Here is an 18,270-nt window from a genome sequence, read left to right as displayed (position 1 = left end):
GTCGCTCAGCCATGCCCAGTGATTGGGGGACGCGTTGCTATCGGGCGTCAGGCGCGAATGCCGGTTGCCCCCAGTATTGGCTCAAGGCCTGGGCATAGGCGGTCTTGAGGTTGGCGCGCAGGCCGAGGATCGCCAGTTCGATGGCCTGCAGGTCCGGTGCGACGGACCGCCCGGTGGTGGAGTCGAGGTAGCGTACGTCAGTGAAATTGCTCGACTTGAACAACCGACACGGTTTGCCGTCACGCTCGGTGAAGTCCAGTTCGGTGCCGTTGGCCAGGTGATCGAGGGCCAGGTCCAGCAGCGGTGTCAGGTCGTACTGCGCTGTTGCCGCGCTGCGAGGGACGGCCAGTGAGGTGTCGCTGATGTCGAACGCCAACTGAGGATACACGTGCTTGATCTGGGCATTGAGCAACTGTGCAACCACCGCGCGCAGGGTGGGGCGGCTGGCGAAATGCGCGGCAATCGACTGTTCTGTGCGATTGGCAGGCGTGGGTTCCGAGGGATTCTCCAGCGGTGAGCGCGTGAGTGCCCGCGGGTGCCGCACTGGGTTGCTTGGCGTCGGGTTCAGCGGATCGTGGGTTGGCAGCGGTTGCCTGGGCGAGTGGCTCGTCTGGGTTGGAGGAACAGGTTCGGGGGGCAGTACCCCAATGAACGGTCGTTGGGTGTTAGCGGTTGATAGCATGCGAGCGCCTCCTTGGTGTGAATGAGCATGATGCGGCGGGTGAAACATAACGACTGCCGGGAGGGGCGGCAGGCGAAATGCGTGATCAGCTGTTTCAAGCGACCACGCGAACATGCCGGATGCGTTGGGTTGCATTGTGTCCGGGGATTCATTTCCGGATATGAGGGGCGTTGACGAACGCGGCGCCGGATCCGGCCACCGCGTCAATCCGTCATGGCGCCAGTGGCAGGAACCAGCGCTCGGCCAGGTTTTTACCGAGCATGGCGCGATGAACGTCCACCACGGCTTGCGGGCTGTGTGCCGTGTCCAGCAGCGAGTAATAGCTTTGCTTGCGTTGGGCGATGGTTTTCAGGTGCGCCACGCCATAGTCGGCCTTGGGCGTGTTTGCCGTGGCGTAGTGAAAGTGCGCATACCACAGCGGGTATCCGCGACGATCATTGATCGCGTACTCCTGGATAAAGTCTTTACGCGTGCCGGTCAGCGCAATGCGCTCACCCAGCCGGGCGACCTGTATCAACTGCTGGTCGAACAGGAATTGCAGGTTACCGTGGGTGGGTGGCAGTGCCAGGCTCAATGCGGTGCGCAGTTCGTGGCCCTTGCGTTTGAGGCGCAGCACGCCTTCGCGCATGGCCTCGACCAGGGCCTGGTCGGCCGCCAGTCGAGACTCGGTCGGTTGCGCCAGAATCGCCTTGTCCAGTTCGCCGGCGACGGTGTCGAGGCGGATCGCATCCTGGTTCATTAGCTCTTCGATTTCCTGCGGATAGCGGCAAAGCGTCTTGTAGCGCTCGGCGCGCTTGAAGTGTTCCTCCAGCATGGCGAACAGCTTGCGTGCCTCGCCCTTGACCACGTTGAGTGGCCGCGCCGGGGCGGCCGGTTGCGGGGGGGAGGGAGATGGCAACACCCTCCAGGCGCCGTTGTCGCGCAGGTAGGTGGCGATCAATTGCTGGTCGTCCTCAGCATGTATTTCCACCGCTTCAGTCGGATAGCGCGTGCCAGCGGGCTTCAGATCACCGATCAGTACAGCGCCGGCGTGGGTCTTGATCAGTTTTTTCTGTGGGCGGCCTGTGCTGATTTTAGGACGTTTGGGTGGGCGCTTGCGCGGTTTGGGCTCGGGCTTGATCTCGTTCGCCAGTTGCTGGCTGGCATCGGTATAAAAACGTTCGATAAGGGTGAACATCTTGTCGAAGTAGTGCGGCTCCAGTTCTTCGGCGTTTACCTCACGAATACCCTGCAGTCCGTCCAGGGCCTGGCCATACTGCTCGACCAGGCTTTCCAAGGCTTCGCGCAATTCCACGGGGCTGAGTTCGAGGGTCTTGAGTTCTGAATGCGAGCGTACCTGCACCCGCAAGGGGTCGATGAGGGCGTCCAGACCTTCCAGCAGGCCGATGCTGGCTTGCTTCACCGTCAAGGCGCGTAAGGTCATCAATTGCAGCCCGGCGACGCTGAAGAAGCTGATCTCCGCTTCCGGGCGGTCCGCGGTCAGGCGTTCGAACACCTTGATGCCTTCGGCACCCTGGCTGTAGAGCGACGCCAGGTGTCGATCCCTGAGGTCAAGGCTGACCATGGCGCGTTCGTTGATGTCGCTCAGTTCCTTGATAAACCCAAGGTAGCGGGTGTACTCCCTGGCGATGATGTACGGCAGCGGCAACCCGCTGGTGGTGAATCGGCTGTTGGCCAAATAAAGTTGCGCACGGTCTTTTTCCGCCATCACGACGGATTTGCGCGCATTGTTGATGGTGTTTTCCATGAAGGCCAGGACGGTTTGTGCCGGTAACGCAATACCCAGTTCCAGGCGTTCGTCGACCGATTCCAACAGAGCTTGATACTGCGCTGTCTGGCGCTGCAAGGCCGCATCGAACTGTCGGCGCTGGGCGGCGAGTTGCTGGGGGGTAAAACGTGTGTCCTGTTCCGATCGCTCCATCACGCTTTGCGCGATATCCGCCGCTCTTTGCAGCGGTACTTGCTGGGCGAGGAAATCGTGCCATTGATCCTCCAACTGGATTTTTCGCTGGGCCTTGCGCTGTCGTTCGGCGGCGATGCGCTTGGGCGGCATGCCGCCGCGCAGGCGCAGGTTGAGGTCGACCGACCAATGGCCCTGGGCATCGGCTTTTACGAACGGGCCCTGCCGGCTGGCGTCAAAGGGGTCGATGACAGCGACGCTGCCGTCGCTCAACAGGTTGAGTCGGTAGAGGTTTTCATCGAGCAACACATGCCATGTCCGGTAGATCACATACAACCCCTTGCGCGGGCCGCTCATTACCGGTGCTGGCAATGTGGCCGGGCGAGGTACGCGCAAACGCAGCAGGCGAGCGGTTTGCTCGGCCGACAGCCGATTGCGCCCGCTGGCGAAACTCAAGTCGAGTGCCGAGCCGCGTGCGTCGGGCTCATGGCCGGCCATCATCACTGCGCCTTCGTTCACCGACGGCGTCTTGGGCCGTGGCCACTGCTCCGGCAACAGTCGAGGCGCCGGCGGGCGTAACGCCTGTTGCCGGAGTGGGCTGGGCAGAGGAGTGGCCCGTGTTGTCACCGGGACCAGGTCACCCAGCACCCCTGCCAGGCTGATCAACACGTCGGCGCCCGCCAGTTCCCGTGTCACCGGGTCCTGGCTTTGCAGCGCCGGTACGTCTTGCTCCAGACTTGCCGCCAACGTCACCAGCCAGGCGGAAAGCAGCGCCGGCCCGCGCAACAGTGGCAGCACCAGGCTGGCGAACACTGCGCCGCCGGTTTCCAGCAGCATCTGCCAGCGGCTGCTCCGGGTGGAGACGGCCGTGGTGCTGGCCTGGTCGATCAATGCCCCGGCGTTACTGCCGTAGAGGTAGTCGAACAACTGCCCGTTGAGCAGGTATTGCAGCAGTTCATGGCTGGCGCCGTTGTCGGCCAGGTACGCGGGTGATGGCGTCGTGATTGGCGCGAACTCATCACCCAGGCCGAAGCGTATGTAGTGCGGTTCCAGGAAGCCGCCATTGTCATAGACCGGGCGTGCCGCCTCGGGTAGCCAGGTCAATACGCTGGTTTGCAGCGCGCCGGGTTGGGCGATGGCGTTAAGCAAGTCTTCACGCGTGGCGAATTCGCGCAGCGCGTCGGGGTACAGCGGGCGATAGAGCAGATGCGGGCCGGTGGTATTGTCCAGCGCTTCAATGATGAACATGTTGGCGACCACGTCCATCGGCGCCTCGAGGTTGCGCAGCAGCGCCAGGCAGCGAAGCACTACGGCGTTGCCATCGACTCGGCGCTCGTCGGGGTCGGACTGGACCAGCGCGGCGACATAGCGCGCGCCAAGGTTGGTGATCGACGCTTCATTTTTCAGGTGCAGCTCCAGCGCCATCAGCGGTAACTGGTCGCGCAGTTGATCGGCGAATAGTCGTTGGCGCGCCAGGGCCTGGGGGGATTCGCTCAATAACTGTTGTTTCAGGTAGTCCGGATAGGTCGTGCCAATATCGACGCGTTCGATCAACCCGTCGCCGCGGGTGATGTAATCGGGCGTCAGCCAGGCGGGCAGGGGCAGGCCGTCGCTGTGTGCCAGGGTCAATGTGCCTTTGGGCTGGCCCACCAGGTTGCGGATCGCCAGTTCGGTCAGGCTCATGCGCTGGATGTCAGGAATGCCTACGGCACCGATCGCGCCGATGTAATGGGTGAAGGTCAACTGCACGTTGTCAGGGTGGTAGGACTCTGGGGCGGCCGCGCTGCCCTTTGCCGTTGTTTCAAGGGCCTGGGTCAAGGCGTTGACGGTAAAACCGTGAATATCCGTGATGTCGCTGAGAAAGGTCTGCCCCTTGTTGAGCCGGATGTTGCTGGCCAGGCCCAGGCTGTGTCGACGGTAAGCCGCACGTTGCTCGGTGGATGCGTGTTGCAGCCAGCCCGGCAGTTTTTCGCGCAACGTGTTTTCAAACGTCGTCGCAGTCTGGGGCTCGTCGAGAAAGGCGTGCGCAGGGTCGCTGATGTCGCGATAGAGCGCTTGCAGGTTGCTTAAGCCCAGATCGCTGGGCAGGCGCAGCGCGCCGATGTGTTGCAACTGCTGGTTGAGGATCAGCGCTGCCTGGTGCTCGAACACAGAGCCTTGCACTTCGTAGCGTTCCCAGGTCACGGCCTCGATAATGTAATGGCCGGCGACGTGCTCGCTCCAGTATTGACCCAATGCGTCGACCGAGGCGAAGGTGCGCAGGGTGCCATCGGGCTGGCACAGCAGCACGACCGTGTCGGTATTGACCGTACGCACCAGCATCAGCTGTGGGCTCAGCAGCGCACTGTCCTGATTGTCGTGGTGCAGTCGGGTTTCCAGGGTGTAGGCATAGGTCGCCGCCGTGCCATAGCGTTTCACCCGTTGTGCGTAGGCAGGGCAGTTGATCACCTGTTGCAGGGTCTGGCGCGCGGCATCGCTTAAGTCTGGTTGTTGCAGGGCGGCCAGTTGCAGGGTGTCGCGCAGTGTGTCACTGAGCCAGCGCCAACGGTTGGTGGCGTCTTCAGGTGTGGGGTTCCAGTAATCAGTCAGGGCGTTTTGCAGGCCGATGGGCACCGACCAGGGGAGTTCGCGGACCAGCGTATCGATGACGTGCATGTCCAGCCAATGGCCGGTGGGTGTTTTAATCGGCGTCGGTGGTCGCTGGGTGAGGTACGGTGCCAGCGCGCCCACCTCGTTGAAGTCCACCGGTGTACCGGACGCCAGGTAGTCGAGTATTTTTGCCGCAAAGGGCTCGAACCGCCAGGCGCCACCGGCCACCGGCAGGGCCAGTTGAAGCGTGGACCAGTCCAGCGCCAGGCCCGGATAATGTTCGCTGATCGCTGCCGTGAAGGTGCGCTGCACGACGGATTCAAACGTGGGGCGGCTGGCGAAGGTTGCGCTGACGGCTTGGGCCACGCTGGGTGTGGAAAGGTTAGGGGATGGCATCTTGAGGTCCTCTTCTGCGCAATCATTGGGCATCGGTGCGATGCTTGATTACTTAACGCCGGCTTGGCGTGGGAGGAGGGGTATTCAATTACCTCAAGCGACAGGGCACGTTGGGTGCTGGGGCGAAACTCGCCTATCATGCTTGCTCTTCTTCTCCAGATGACTGATTTAGTAATGACTGCCGACGCCCTGACCACTGCTCTGACTACCAGCGACATGTTGATCATCAACGGGCTGCACGCCTTCGAGTTCACGTTCGACCAACACCTGCTGATCGAAAGCATGGACGGTCGGGAACTCAAGCGTTGGAGATTCAGTCCAGAACAGCTGAGTGCCGCGACTTTTGATGAGACCCTGCAAAGCTGGCTGCTGCTGAACGACGACGGTGAGCATCGCCTGGTCTGCTTGAGTGCGATCAAGGGTGATAACAATAACGACGAGGACGAAGCCGATGATGATGCGTAAATTCTGGCCCCTGCTGATGGCGGGCAGTGTCGGTGCAATGTCGGTGCAGGCTGCACCGGCCGATACCTATGAACTGTTGGTGGGCAGCTACACCGCCGGTAGCAGCGAAGGCATCTACCGCCTGCAATTCGACAGCCGCACCGGCCAGTTCGAGGGCAAACCGGTATTGGCTGCGAAGGCCGCCAACCCCTCGTGGCTGACGGTCTCCAAAGACCAGCAACACCTGTTCGTGGTCAACGAAAATGGCCCGGGGCAAAAAGACGCGGTCGGTCGCGTGAGCAGCTACCGCATCGACCCGCAGAATCATCAACTGACCTTGATCAACCAGGTACAGAGCCTGGGCAACGAGCCGACCCACTCCAGCCTCGCTGCTGACGGGCGCTACCTGTTCGTCGCCAACTACTCGGTGCTGGAAGATCCGGGTGGCAGCCTGGCGATCCTGCCGGTGGACGCCACGGGCAAACTCTCGCCGCCGGTGCAGCTGAGCGCGCACCCGGCCAGCCGCGTCAACCCTGAGCGCCAGGCGTCCAACCATGTGCACTCGGTAGTGTCGTCGCCGGACGGCAAGTACGTGTTTGTCCAGGACCTGGGGGCCGACAAGGTGTTTGCCTACCGCTACGACCCCAAGGCCAACCACGAGCAGCCGTTGACCCCGGCCAATCCTGCATCGGTGCAGTTGCCACCGGGCAGCGGCCCGCGTCACCTGCTGTTCAGCGCCGATGGCAAGCACGCCTGGCTGACCACCGAGATGAGCGCCCAGGTGGCGGTGTTCGATTACGCCGACGGCAAGCTGACCCAAACCCAGTTGGTGGATTACGCCACCGGGCAACCGGTGTCGGACAAAGCCGGTGCGGCGCTGCATGCCTCCAGCGACGGCAAGTTCCTGTATGTGAGCAACCGGGGCACGGCCAACCATATCCTGGTGTTCAGCATCGACCCGGCCACCGCTCACCTCAAGCAGGTGCAGCAGCGCTCGGTCGAAGGCGACCATCCGCGCGAATTCAGCCTGGACCCCAGCGGCAAGTTCTTGTTGATCGCCAATCAGAAAAGCAATGAAATCGTGGTGGTTGAACGCGATCCCAAGACCGGTCTGCTGGGTAAAACCGTGCAAAAACTGCCGATCGATGCCCCCAGCGACCTCAAGTTCCTGCTGCGTCAATAAGCCACAGGCCCCGCCGCGTGGGGCCTGAGCCTTTGTATTAATTGTATTGATAGGGGCTAGTGTTTCAAAGCATTTCTAAGGTTCAACCCTCGGGCGTAAGTTTGGCTCCAAGGCCTTCCCCGGCCACTCAACCAAACGAACACGAGGGTTACCGCCATGAACTTCAATCTCTTCTCTGTTATCGCTGCTTCCGCTGTATCGGCCACTGTTGCACTGCCGGCTTCGGCCAGTGTGGAGGTTGCCGGCAAGCAATCGAGCACCAGTGCCTACACCCAGAAATACCTGCAACAAAGTGCCAATTTCTATGCCGCGCTGGATCACAAGATTCAAGCACACTGAAATTTAATGTGGGAGGGGCTTGCCTCAAATCCTGGTCATCACCGCAATAAACAGCGGCGCGTCCAGAAAACGCTGCAACCAGGCCTGGAGACGCCGATACGGCGTCCCGGCAAACCACTCCCGATCCACGTGGGCAAACTGGCGCACAAACGGCGCCAGTGCCACGTCGGCCAGGCTCAGATGATCAGCCAGCAAATACTCACGCCCAGCCAATAGCGCATCAAGCTTGCTCAAGAACACCTCGCCCTCGGCCCGATAGAACTCCACCGGCTGCTGCGGGTACCGCTCGGCGTACTTGTATTGATTCAAGGAATGTTTGAAGCCCCCGTCATTCTCGGCAATCAACGCCAGCACCGCAGGCTCACCCTGTAGCAACCAATTGTCCGGGTCATGCTGTGCCAGCGCCCATTGCATGATCGCCAGGCTCTCATCGATCACCCGACCGTCGACGCTCAACACTGGCACCGTGCCCTTGGGCGACAGCGCCAGCATCTCGGCCGGCTTGGCCTTGAGGCTGACTTCGATGATGCGCGCGGCGATGCCCGAGTACCTTAATGCCATGCGCGCACGCATGGCATAGGGGCAGCGCCTGAACGAATACAGCAGCGCCTCGCTCACTTGACCTCCAGCGTGCTCAACCCATTGCCCTGGCGCTTGACCTGGATCTGCACCGGGATGCGTTCGTGCATTTCCTGCACATGGGAGATCACTGCCACCTTGCGGCCCTGGGCCTGCAAGCCATCCAGTGCGTCCATCGCCAATTGCAGCGACTCGGGGTCGAGGCTGCCGAAACCTTCGTCGATAAACAGCGATTCGATCTTCAACGTACTGGACGCCATGGACGCCAGGCCCAGGGCCAGGGCCAGCGACACCAGGAACGTCTCGCCGCCCGACAGCGAATGCACCGAGCGCAGTTCATCGCCCATTTCCGTGTCCATCACCAGCAGGCCGAGCATGCTGCCGCCGCGCTTGAGGCGGTAGCGGCGCACCAGTTGGCGCAGTTGCACGTTGGCGTGGTGCACCAGCAGGTCGAGGTTGTAGGCCTGGGCGATCTTGCGGAAGGTGTCGCCGGTGGCCGAACCGATCAGCGCGTTCAGGCGTGCCCAGCGCTGCCACTCGTCGTAGGCCATGGCGATGTGCGAGGCCAGGACACTGTTGGCGTCCTGGCGACGCTGGTCTTCGGCCTGGCGCGCGCGCAGTTCGGCCAGCTGTTTCTCGCCTTCGGCCAGTTGCTGATTGAGGGCGGCGAGGGTGCTGTCCAGCTGTTCGGCTTCCAGGTTGCCGTTGTGCAGGGCCTGGTGTTCGGCCAGGCGCTGTTCGCGCTCTTGCAGCAAAACCTTGGCTTGTTCGACGGCTTTCTCGCTGTGCTGCAGCTGCTGGCGCAGTGCGTTGATCTGCGTTTCGTCGAAGGCCAGCAAACGGCTAAGGCCGGCGTCATCCAGTTCGGGGTGCAGGGCGCGCCATTTGTGAAGACGGCTATCGAGCGCCTGCTGTTCGGTAAGCAGCGCCTGTTGGCGTTGCTGTTGGGCCTTGAGGTCGGCGGCCAATTGCACCAGCGCAGTACGAGTGTCTTGCAGTTGCTGGTTGGCGTCGGTTTCGCCTTGGCGTGCGTGTGCGACGGCCAGGTCCAGTTGCTGTTGCCACTGTTCGGCGCTGGCGTATTCGCCGAGCAAGTCGCTGAGTGTTTGCTGGGCGGCGTGGTGCTGGGTGGTCAGTTCGCCGACCTGCAGGGCCAGTGCCTCAAGTTGCTGCTGGCGATGCTGCTGGTGGGTCTGTTGTTTCTCAATGGCCTGCTGGCGTTCCTGTTGCTCGGCCAGCTCATCGCGCTGATGGCCCAGTTGCTCCAGGCGTTGGCTGACCTGTTGGTCCAACTGCATGAAGGTGGCCGCAGGTTCCTTGCGCAGGCCTTCCAGGGTGTCGGCCGGCAACAGACTGGCGAAGGCACCGAGTTCTTCATCGAGGCGTTCGCGGTCGTTGGACAGTTCGCGCTGCTGGTCCACCAGCAACTGGCGCGCCTGCTGGCTGGCGTCCTGGGCGGCTTGCAGTTGTTGCTGCAAGCGCCCGGCGTTTTGTTGCAGGTTGAGCAGGGCGGCCTGGCGTTGTTCGTCCTGGGTAATGCTTTGCGTCAGTTGGGCCAGTTGTTGAGCCAACCAGGGGCTGCGTTTGGCGACGTCCTGGTTGAACAGTGACGCGGCCAGCGGGTGTGCATCCAGGCTGGGTTTGAGCGCCTGTTGTTGCGCGGCCAACTGCTCCTGCTGTTGCAGGAACTCTTTTTGCTGGGCAATCAGCCCGCCGACTTCGCCACGCAGTTCGGTGAGTTTTTCCTTGAGGGTGTCGACGGCGTTCTGCGCCGTGGCCTCTTCGCTTTCGTCATGGCGGCCGAGGCTTTGCAGCAACGCTTCGGGTTGGTGATACGGATGCTCATGGCTGCCGCACACCGGGCACGGCTGGTCGTCCTGTAGCTGCTCGCGCAGTTCCTCGACGCTGGCACTGCGCGCCAGGCGTTGGCGCTCGAGCAGTTGTTTGGTCACCGTCAATGTCTGCTCGGCAACCGTCAGTTCAGCTTTGGCTTGCAGGCCGGTCTGGTTGAGTTGCTCGCGTTGTTGCTGGGCGTCGGCGAGTTTTTGCGTCAGCGCGGCGGCTTGCTGGTCGAGCTGTTGCTGGCTGTCCCATAGACGTGTCAGGTCTTCAAAGGCGCGCTGTTGCTTGCGATTGTCCTGCAACAGGCTGGCGAGCAGTTGAATCTGCTCGGCCACCGCATTGGGTTCGGCACCGGCCTCCTGGTACAGCAGGTCCAGGGATTCGCGCTGTGCGCTGAACTGTTCGGCGGCGCGGGTGGCGCGTGCTTCCAGTTGCGGCAATTCTTCCTGGCCCTTTTTCAGGCGACTGCCAATCACCATCAGCTGTTGCAGGCGCTCGCGCTGGTAGGTCCAACCCTCGCTCAACGGTGCCAGGGCGGCGCTGCGCTCAAGCTCGGCGCCCAGGCGTTGCAGGCGTCCGGCAACCTGGGACTGCTTGTCCAGCAAGCCATTGAGCTGAGCCTGGCCTTCGGAACAGGCGCTTTGCTGCTGGTGGTGCTCTTCGGCGCGCTTGGCCAGGTCTTTGCTCAAGTGGGCCAGGGTGCTTTGTTCTTCGAAGGCCTGGCGCAGCAGGGGGACGGCATCGCCCTGGTTTTTCAGGGCGTCAGTCAGTGCCGCCTGGGCGCAAGCCAACTGCTGTTGGGCTTGCTCCTGGTGGGTCTGCAACTCGCTTTGCTGCTGGATATGCTGCTCAATCTGCGCGGCCAAAGGCGTCAGCAGGGTGCTCAGTTCGGCCTGGCGTGCGAAGTGATGGCGTTGCGGTGCCAACTGCTCCAGCCAACTCAGGTCCTGGCGTTGCGCGGCCTGGTTGTTCCAGTCGGCCTGGGCCCGTTGCACTCGCTCCATTGCGTCGAGTTGGCGCTCCTGCCATTCGCGCAGTTCCTTGAGCCAGGTGTGCTGCAACTCCAGCTGCTTGAGCTGGGCCTGTTGGGTCTTGAACTGTTGCTGGGCGTCGGCCAGTTGCTGATCCAGTTCGGCGCGGGCCTCGGCGGCCAGGGGTACTACGCCGGTGGCCTGGTCCTGCAACTGTTTGTGCGCATCCTTGGCCTCCTTGGCCTTGTCGAATGCGCGTCGGCCGAGGCGGGTATACAGCGCGGTGTCGGTGAGTTTTTCCAGCAGTTCGCTGCGTTCGTTATCGTTGGCCTTGAGGAACGCGCTGAACTCACTTTGCGCCAGCAGCACGGCGCGGGTGAACTGCTCGAAATTCAGGCCCAGGGCCAGTTCCAGCTGGTCTTGTATTCGGTTTTCTGGCTCGCCAGCAGCTGGTCGCTGTCCAGATCGATCAGGCTCTGGCGGCTGTTCTGCAACTTGCCGCTGGCCTTGTCGCGGGCGCGGTTGGCTTCCCAGCGCGCCCGATAGCGACGGCCACTGACACCGACAAAATCCACCTCGGCATAGCCACCGCCGGTGCCGCGTCGAATCAGGGTGCGCGGGTCGCCGATGGAAATGTCCGTGTCGGCGTCCTGCATTTTCGCCTGGCCGGTGTCGCCCAGGCGCGGCACGGCGCCGAACAGCGCCAGGCACAGCGCGTCGAGCAGGGTGCTTTTACCGGCCCCGGTGGGCCCGGTGATCGCGAACAACCCGGCGCTGGCCAGGGGCTCGGCGGTAAAGTCGATCTCGAACGGGCCGGCCAGCGAGGCCAGGTTCTTAAGGCGGATGGCAAGAATCTTCATGGCTGCTCCTCCTCGTGCTGTACGTCCTGGAGTAACACGGCGAAGTCTTTCAAGGTCTGTTCATCCACCTCGCTGCCGTAGCTGTCCTGCCAGGCGCGGCTGAACAGTTCCTGCGGCGTGAGCTGGTCGAGTTCGATCAGGCGCGCGTCGTCAGCCTCGTCCTGGCCGCGTTTGCCGGCATATTCGGCGGCGATGCGCACCAGGCGCACGGCCTTGCCTTGCAGGGCGGTTTCGATTTGCTGGCGCAGGTCCGGTTGCGGCTCGTCGAGGCGTACCCGTACTTCCAGCCAGGGATGGCGCTGGGTTTCGGCGAGCAGATCGATGTCGGGCAGGTCGGCCAGTTGTTTAAGGATATCGGCCAGGGGCGCGGCTTCCAGGCGTTGCAGGTTAACCGAGCGGGGGATCAAGAGCGGTTCGACGCTGACCAGGGCTTGGCCCTGGAACGTCACGTCGAGAATCTGGTGCTTGTAGCCGATTTCGGAAAACGACAGCGGAATTGGCGAGCCGCTGTAGCGAATGCGCTCTTCGCCATTGACCTTTTGCGGCTTGTGCAAATGGCCGAGGGCAACATAGCCGACACTGTTGTCGAACAGTTTGGCGGGAAGCGCCTCGGCATTGCCGATGATCAGGCTGCGTTCGGAGTCTTCCGACACCGAGCCCCCCGCCATGTGCGCATGGCTGATGGCAATCAGCGCCTGGCCTTTTTTGCGTTTGGCGTTGGCGGCGGCGATCAACCCTTCATGCACCTGGCCGATACCGCGCAGGTAATCGTCACCCAGCTGTGCACCGGTCACTTCCGCCGGGCGCAGGAAAGGCAAGGCCAGGCACCAGGCGGCGATCTTGCCTTTGGCATTCGGCAACGGGATCAGCAGGCGCTCGGCGTCCAACTGCCCATCATCCAGCCACAGCACGCGGCCCAGCGCATGCGTGCGCAGGCGCCGCATCAACGGCGCGGGCAATTCGATACGCGAGCCGGAGTCGTGGTTGCCGGCGATCATCACCATGGTCAGGTCGGGGTTTTGCTCGTGGGCGCTGATGATGAAATCGTACAGCCGCTCCTGGGCCTTGAGCGGCGGGTTGACCGTGTCGAAGATATCGCCGGCGATCAGCAGCGCATCCGGACGATGGGTCTTGAGCTGGCCCAGCAGCCATTCAAGGAAACAGGCGTGTTCGAAGTCGCGTTCCTGGCCGTGCAGGTTTTGGCCAAGGTGCCAGTCGGAGGTGTGGAACAGACGCAAGGCGAACTCCGTGGAGAAGATGAAAAGGAGGGAGTTTACCTGTTATGTGAATGCGGCGCTTTGGACGACACAGGTCAACTGTGGGAGGGGGGCTTGCTGTGCTGAGCGGCTTGCCCCGCGCCGGCTGCGAAGCAGCCCCTGGGATTGGCGGTGAACCCGTCGGGGGATAAGCCCCCTCACCACAGAATCGTCGCACCGCCCCTCCCACACGGTTATGCGGCGTTAGTTGGGGGGTGGTTGCAGGCAATCCAGCGCTCGGTCGGCGAGGGTGCGGGCCATGTCGATCAGGTGTTCGGTGGCGCAGGCCATGTCGCGCTGGGTGCCGGTCAAGCCTTCGGCCGTTTCGGTAGCGGTGGTGGTGGCGCAGCGCAGTAGTGAGGAAATGCTGGCGATGGCATCTTCGAAGCTGAGGTTTTCGTGGACGACGAAGAGCGGGGTATAGGGTGGGTCGGGGACGATTTTGTTCATGGGTGAAGCTCCTACTAAGTGGGGGAGCCACCTGTGTCGTTTCCACACGACAGATTAGGTGGCAGCCATACGCGGGGTGGAAAACCGAGTAGTAGGACTCGGCCAGACCGAAGTCTGCCCGCGTACAGCCGCCATTGAGCGTGTGCATACGATCATGACGCCTACTAATTCCCAGGTTTCCACACCCGATCGCTGATATGCAGCGACGGAGCGAAGGCTAGCCAGTGAGGTGAGCAGGCGCAAGGCCGAAGGATTGTCTAGGAAACGTCCTGCAAATTAAAGGGATTTGGATTGCTGGCCTTTGACAATGCATTTCGAACGGACGGTCCGGACCGAGTGCGGGAGGGAACAAGCTCCCTCCCGCAGGTTCGTTAAATAAATCGGTCCCAGTTGTTCCTAGTTGTTCTTGATTTCGGTTGTTGCGGTTGTTCCGTTCTGCTTAAAGAGCAACGAAAGATACTGTTTTGTTTGCTTGGTTGGCCACAAGAGCAAGGCGGCCGCCATGAGCGACAGCTATGCCAGCCGGGTTGTGAAAGCCGAGGTGCTTGTGAATGACGGTTTCATTGTTTGTGTCAATTACAGATAGTGTGGTTCCGTCGGAACTGACATAACATTCCGCAGTGTTTGGGGTTGGATTCATGACCACGTCATACGCATGATTAAATCCAGCTAGTCTCTTCACGATAGTGTTGGTGCTGGAGTTGAAAATAACAACTTCAGTTGAGCTCGTTACATAGCCGCGAGGATAAGGTTTATTGTTTGGGTTGAACGCTATATTCGAGGCGGAATTGAAGTTTGGAATACTACCGATGACGCTCCCGAAGCCTGCGGCGCTCATAAAACTCAACAGGGTCGGCCCGCCAGCATAAACCAGTGTTTGTTCCGGGTTGATTGCGACTCCGTATGCACTGACTACCCTTATCGAATTCAGTCGTTGTCCTGTTATCGCATCATGTACGAATACCATTGAGTCAATACTGCAACTGACAAACAGAAGCGTACCTGTCGCGTTGATGGCTAGTCCATGTATAAAATTGAAGCCTGGAATTGTATTAGTGATCGTATCGTTACTGGTGTTGACTACAGAAACAGTTCGTGCGCCTTGATTGCCTACATACAAGCGCGATCCATCTGGGTTCAGGGCTATGCGAAACGGCTGATCGAAGCCGGCAATAGTACGAATAACTTTGCGTTGCTCAACATCAATCACCGATACTGTGTGGCTGTTGAAGTTGGTGACGTAAGCTATCAATCCATCGGGCGTTATTGCAATCCAATGCGGCTGCTCTCCAACACTAATACTCTCGATAATCCCTAATTCCCAGCGGACGTCATACGTCGACTGCTGAAGAGGAACCGCCGTCATCTCGTCTGTGCTGCCGTCAAATGTCACCTTGCACATTATGCTGATCTGCCCAGACTTGACATGTTGCAGCCAATTACGCAGCACCGCTTTGTTCGCTAATCCTACCGCCGCTTCCGCCGCAGTAATGGGATAAGCTGTCAACACATTAAGATCTGCTACACCATGGCTGCTGCAGGTCAACCAAACTCGTTGCCCGGTGGCGCTCAGTGGCCATTTCTTCACGGCTGCGGTGGCATCACCTGCAAAGGTATTTAGGTCTAGCGTACCGCCAGGCTCGATGCCGTTGATGAGTGGCTGTGGCAAGTCCTCCGCGGGAATCGCATTCACCCTGACCGTCTGCACCTCGGACGGAATCGGTTCAATCACACCCTCCGGCACCACCGAATACCTCAACATCACCGTACTGTTCACACTGCGATGCAGGACTTTATCGTCCGTAAGGATGAACACAAGCGTACCGCTGTCCAGACCATTCTTGATTTCGGTATGGGAGGTACAATCGGCAAATATCCATTCAAGCGTAATACGGTCGGTACTTCGCATGCCGTCGAACGCCACGGTCACCGTGGTGTTGTGCTCAATCGTCAGCGGCTCGACGGTCACATTTGGTCCCACCCCCGAAGCGCCGCCGATAAAGGGATGCGGCAAGACGCCCGGCAGCGCCTGGATAATATACTCACGCACACCGAACAAAATAGCCGTGTTCTTGTCGAGACTTTCCGCCAGGCTGACCCAGAAACTGATCTTTAGCGTCGACCCATCCTTGAGCAATTTGAGTTTGTCCACGGGTGTCGGCGGGTTGATGCCATTGGTTACCCCATCGTCGGTTACCAGGTTTGCGGTGTAGGTGTCCTCGCTCCAGCCGTCGCCGTTGCTATCGATGCCCTCGTACGTCATCCACATTCTTTGGTTTTTATGAATGAAGTGCCACACCGGTATGCGTGTACGCGCCGTCGGGCTGAGCCTCGACAGCTCAAGAATCGGCCCGGGTATACCGTCGATCGCAGGTGTCGGCAAACCGGTCAGCGGCAACAGCCGCAAGGGTACGTTTTCTGATTTGAACGGGAACAGGCCGCGATTGAAGTGGTACTGCACGTTGATCGTGTTGCCGCCATCACGAATGCCCTGGGCGATGGTGCGCGGATCGAACAACACGCTGACTTCATTAGTCGCCGGGTTGCCATCCACCTGCTGGGTGTCGCTGCCGATCCCATCGATGCTTAACCAGTCCACGTTGATCTGATCGGTGGCCAGCATAGGCCGGAATTTCACAATCACCCGGCCTCCGTCCAAGGCGGCCAATGGGTTGAGCTCATCAGGGAACAGCGAGGCGCCGTCGATGATCGGCCGGTCCAACTGCACGCCCCTGCCGACGGTGAAGGCTGCCACCTCCGAACGCAGCACCAACGGAGGAGGGCCTTTGCGTTTCAGGCTGTAGGAAATCCGCAGGCTGCCATTGAGGTTGTTATCCAGAATTCGACGCGGGACCGGGTAGGGCAATTCCTTGCCTGCGGTCGCTGCGTTGATGAGGATACTGCCGCTGGCGGAGCCGTTCAGGCCGGAGCCAATGCATGACCAATAAAGGGTATCGTCAACCTGGGTGCCGAGGTAGGTAAAGGTCACCAGCACTTCGTCGCCCGGTACCGCTGTAGGGTCGATGTTATTGCCGATGGCGCCTTGCAACTTCGGTTCAGGCATGTCGGCCGTCCGGTCACCAATCTGGGCGACCAGCATGTTCGACCTGCGAACCCCCAGTGCGCTACCTCCCCGGATATGGGCAGCACCGTCATTGGTTTCGTAGTAGAAGTTGAGAAGGCCCCGCCGAGTGAAGGGCTCCAGCTCGGCCGCGGTGACGGTGCGTGTGCCGCCCTGACCTCCGGCCAGTTGTGGTTGCCTGAACGTGACTGCACCGCCCCCTCCCGGTGGTACGTATTCAATCACCAGCGTTTCCAGCCAGCTCTTGCTATGCGGTTCGTAGGTAGGGATCGTGACGGTGATGTCCTCGCCCTCCGGGATTAAGCCCAACTCAATGGGGCTGACTTGCGGCGCCGGCATGGAAACCGGTGTGCCGACCACGGTGATCGTCACGCTGCCCGACTGGCCGAGGGAATCGCCGCCGGCGGTTTGCCAGAGGAAGGACACGCGAAATGAACCACCGACCAGTTCTGCGATGATGTCGGCGTCGATGGAGACAAACGTGAAGCCCAGATTATTGTCGGTCACAGGCGCCAGTACGAAGGGCTTAGTGGTGCCGTCGGCCAGTATGCCAAACAGGGTCACGATGATCTGATGCCTAGGGCTGGGGCTTGGCTTTTGCCGAAGCGTAGTGGCGATCACCTCGAACCTCGCCTCGCTTTGAGTGTCAAAGTCGATCTGCCGGGATTCAAGCTCATTTTCATCCACCAGAAAAATAGGCGCCGGCAGCAGGCTCGGGTCCAGTTCCGCCTCCAGGAAATATGGTTTGGAATACTGATATTTTTCCCCGGAAAAATTCTCCACCACATCTCGCACGCGAAAGCGCAGGGTCAGTTTGCCCAGTTGTCCGCCCTGATCGATGGTCGTCTTGGGCACCAGGACCCGGATCGGCGCCGAGCCGGCCGCTTCGGCGGGGCTCACGGTATGCTGCACGAACACGCCATCCCAGGACAGTTCGATCACATCGTTGTGGCGAATGTGTTCGTACAGCTCAATCAGACACCAGATCCCCCCGGCTACATCTCCTGCGCCGATACTGGTGCCTTCGGGAAACCCTTCAACCTGCATGACCAGGCCGGTATGCCAGGCGGTCCCCGGGTCTTTATCGACCCCGCCAGGCCGGTTGGTCTTGATTAAAATGGTTTGGACAGGGGAAGTGCTTTCATTGCCGCTGCCTGCCCGCAATACCCGGCCGTAGGTCGAGATTTCTCCCTCGGGCACGCGTTCCTCGGGTATGGCGAGGACTTGGCGATCCAGGACCAGGTCCGCGACAAGATCGTCAGCGGCTGGAAACACAAGGTCCTGAAGGTAAATGGCGTAATAGTCCTGGAGCGATTGGACCGTCCATCTCTCAAACGCAAACAATGCGTAGGGACGCACGTGGCGAATGCCAAGCCCATAGACGCCGTTCTCTGGATAAGGGGCGGAACCCAGCAGAATGGCGGGATGTGCGGAGTAGGGATGATCGAGGTCTTCAGCGCGTTGCGGCAGAAGGCTGCATGACCCGTACTCATGAGCGCTGATTGGAATTGAATCGCTGTCGGAGGGACGCGTGGGCATGATGAGAGCTCCTGGCTGAGGGGAACGCACAGTGTTGTGGTGCGTTGGGGCAAGAGGAATCACACACCTGCTCGGAAGCAGCGTCTAGCTGTGAGAAATGACAGTGGCGACCAGCGGTCGTGAAGTGCAAGGGAGTGTCAGTTACAGGCGTGCGGGCT

General features: G+C 60.7%; 9 protein-coding genes and 1 pseudogene. 3 read left to right on the top strand and 7 right to left on the bottom strand.

What is annotated here, in order from left to right; translation table 11 throughout:
- Window positions 1-37: 37 nt before the first annotated feature.
- The gene (locus tag JWR98_RS29290) at window positions 38-682 is read right to left on the bottom strand and encodes a hypothetical protein (RefSeq protein ID WP_225908592.1); all 645 of its coding nucleotides are present in this window, start codon (window positions 680-682) and stop codon (window positions 38-40) included.
- Between the two features lie 211 nt (window positions 683-893).
- The gene (locus tag JWR98_RS05580) at window positions 894-5,567 is read right to left on the bottom strand and encodes a dermonecrotic toxin domain-containing protein (protein ID WP_225908591.1); all 4,674 of its coding nucleotides are present in this window, start codon (window positions 5,565-5,567) and stop codon (window positions 894-896) included.
- Between the two features lie 174 nt (window positions 5,568-5,741).
- Here JWR98_RS05580 and JWR98_RS05575 point away from each other — a divergent pair, with 174 nt between their 5' ends.
- From JWR98_RS05575 to JWR98_RS05565, 3 genes are all read left to right on the top strand, one after another.
- Window positions 5,742-6,032, top strand: a complete 291-nt coding sequence (locus JWR98_RS05575) for a DUF5629 family protein (protein ID WP_078733432.1) — start codon at window positions 5,742-5,744, stop codon at window positions 6,030-6,032.
- Window positions 6,019-7,194 (top strand): lactonase family protein, encoded by a 1,176-nt coding sequence (locus tag JWR98_RS05570; protein WP_078733431.1) that lies wholly within the window; start codon window positions 6,019-6,021, stop codon window positions 7,192-7,194. Before JWR98_RS05575 ends, JWR98_RS05570 begins: the two co-directional genes overlap by 14 nt.
- 156 nt (window positions 7,195-7,350) lie before the next feature.
- Complete coding sequence (locus JWR98_RS05565) at window positions 7,351-7,533, top strand: hypothetical protein (RefSeq protein WP_078733430.1); 183 nt, start codon at window positions 7,351-7,353, stop codon at window positions 7,531-7,533.
- A gap of 24 nt (window positions 7,534-7,557) precedes the next feature.
- On the opposite strand, the gene JWR98_RS05560 is transcribed toward JWR98_RS05565, so the two are convergent.
- The 5 genes and pseudogenes from JWR98_RS05560 to JWR98_RS05540 all read right to left on the bottom strand — a co-directional run bounded on the left by JWR98_RS05560 (window position 7,558) and on the right by JWR98_RS05540 (window position 18,112).
- Window positions 7,558-8,151 carry a glutathione S-transferase N-terminal domain-containing protein gene (locus JWR98_RS05560; protein ID WP_205489491.1) on the bottom strand — a complete coding sequence of 198 codons (594 nt, stop codon included), beginning with the start codon at window positions 8,149-8,151 and terminating at the stop codon, window positions 7,558-7,560.
- Window positions 8,148-11,785 (bottom strand): annotated as a pseudogene (locus tag JWR98_RS05555) (AAA family ATPase). The gene JWR98_RS05560 and the pseudogene JWR98_RS05555 overlap by 4 nt, the downstream one beginning before the upstream one ends.
- The gene (locus JWR98_RS05550; RefSeq protein WP_078733424.1) at window positions 11,782-13,023 is read right to left on the bottom strand and encodes an exonuclease SbcCD subunit D C-terminal domain-containing protein; all 1,242 of its coding nucleotides are present in this window, start codon (window positions 13,021-13,023) and stop codon (window positions 11,782-11,784) included. Before JWR98_RS05550 ends, JWR98_RS05555 begins: the two are co-directional and overlap by 4 nt.
- Before the next feature lie 222 nt (window positions 13,024-13,245).
- The gene (locus JWR98_RS05545; RefSeq protein WP_205489490.1) at window positions 13,246-13,491 is read right to left on the bottom strand and encodes a DUF6124 family protein; all 246 of its coding nucleotides are present in this window, start codon (window positions 13,489-13,491) and stop codon (window positions 13,246-13,248) included.
- 439 nt (window positions 13,492-13,930) lie between these two features.
- Window positions 13,931-18,112, bottom strand: coding sequence for a YncE family protein (locus JWR98_RS05540; RefSeq protein WP_205489489.1), 4,182 nt, complete (start codon window positions 18,110-18,112; stop codon window positions 13,931-13,933).
- Between the last annotated feature and the right edge of the window lie 158 nt (window positions 18,113-18,270).

Source organism: Pseudomonas lactucae, from assembly GCF_016937615.1.
In the GTDB taxonomy this organism is placed as follows: domain Bacteria; phylum Pseudomonadota; class Gammaproteobacteria; order Pseudomonadales; family Pseudomonadaceae; genus Aquipseudomonas; species Aquipseudomonas lactucae.
This window is presented reverse-complemented; position numbering and strand designations above follow the sequence as displayed.

Coding starts and splice junctions, on each gene's coding strand:
- JWR98_RS29290 (WP_225908592.1), bottom strand. CDS start 682: ATGCTATCAACCGCTAACACCCAACGACCGTTCATTGGGGTACTGCCC.
- JWR98_RS05580 (WP_225908591.1), bottom strand. CDS start 5,567: ATGCCATCCCCTAACCTTTCCACACCCAGCGTGGCCCAAGCCGTCAGC.
- JWR98_RS05575 (WP_078733432.1), top strand. CDS start 5,742: ATGACTGCCGACGCCCTGACCACTGCTCTGACTACCAGCGACATGTTG.
- JWR98_RS05570 (WP_078733431.1), top strand. CDS start 6,019: ATGATGATGCGTAAATTCTGGCCCCTGCTGATGGCGGGCAGTGTCGGT.
- JWR98_RS05565 (WP_078733430.1), top strand. CDS start 7,351: ATGAACTTCAATCTCTTCTCTGTTATCGCTGCTTCCGCTGTATCGGCC.
- JWR98_RS05545 (WP_205489490.1), bottom strand. CDS start 13,491: ATGAACAAAATCGTCCCCGACCCACCCTATACCCCGCTCTTCGTCGTC.
- JWR98_RS05540 (WP_205489489.1), bottom strand. CDS start 18,112: ATGCCCACGCGTCCCTCCGACAGCGATTCAATTCCAATCAGCGCTCAT.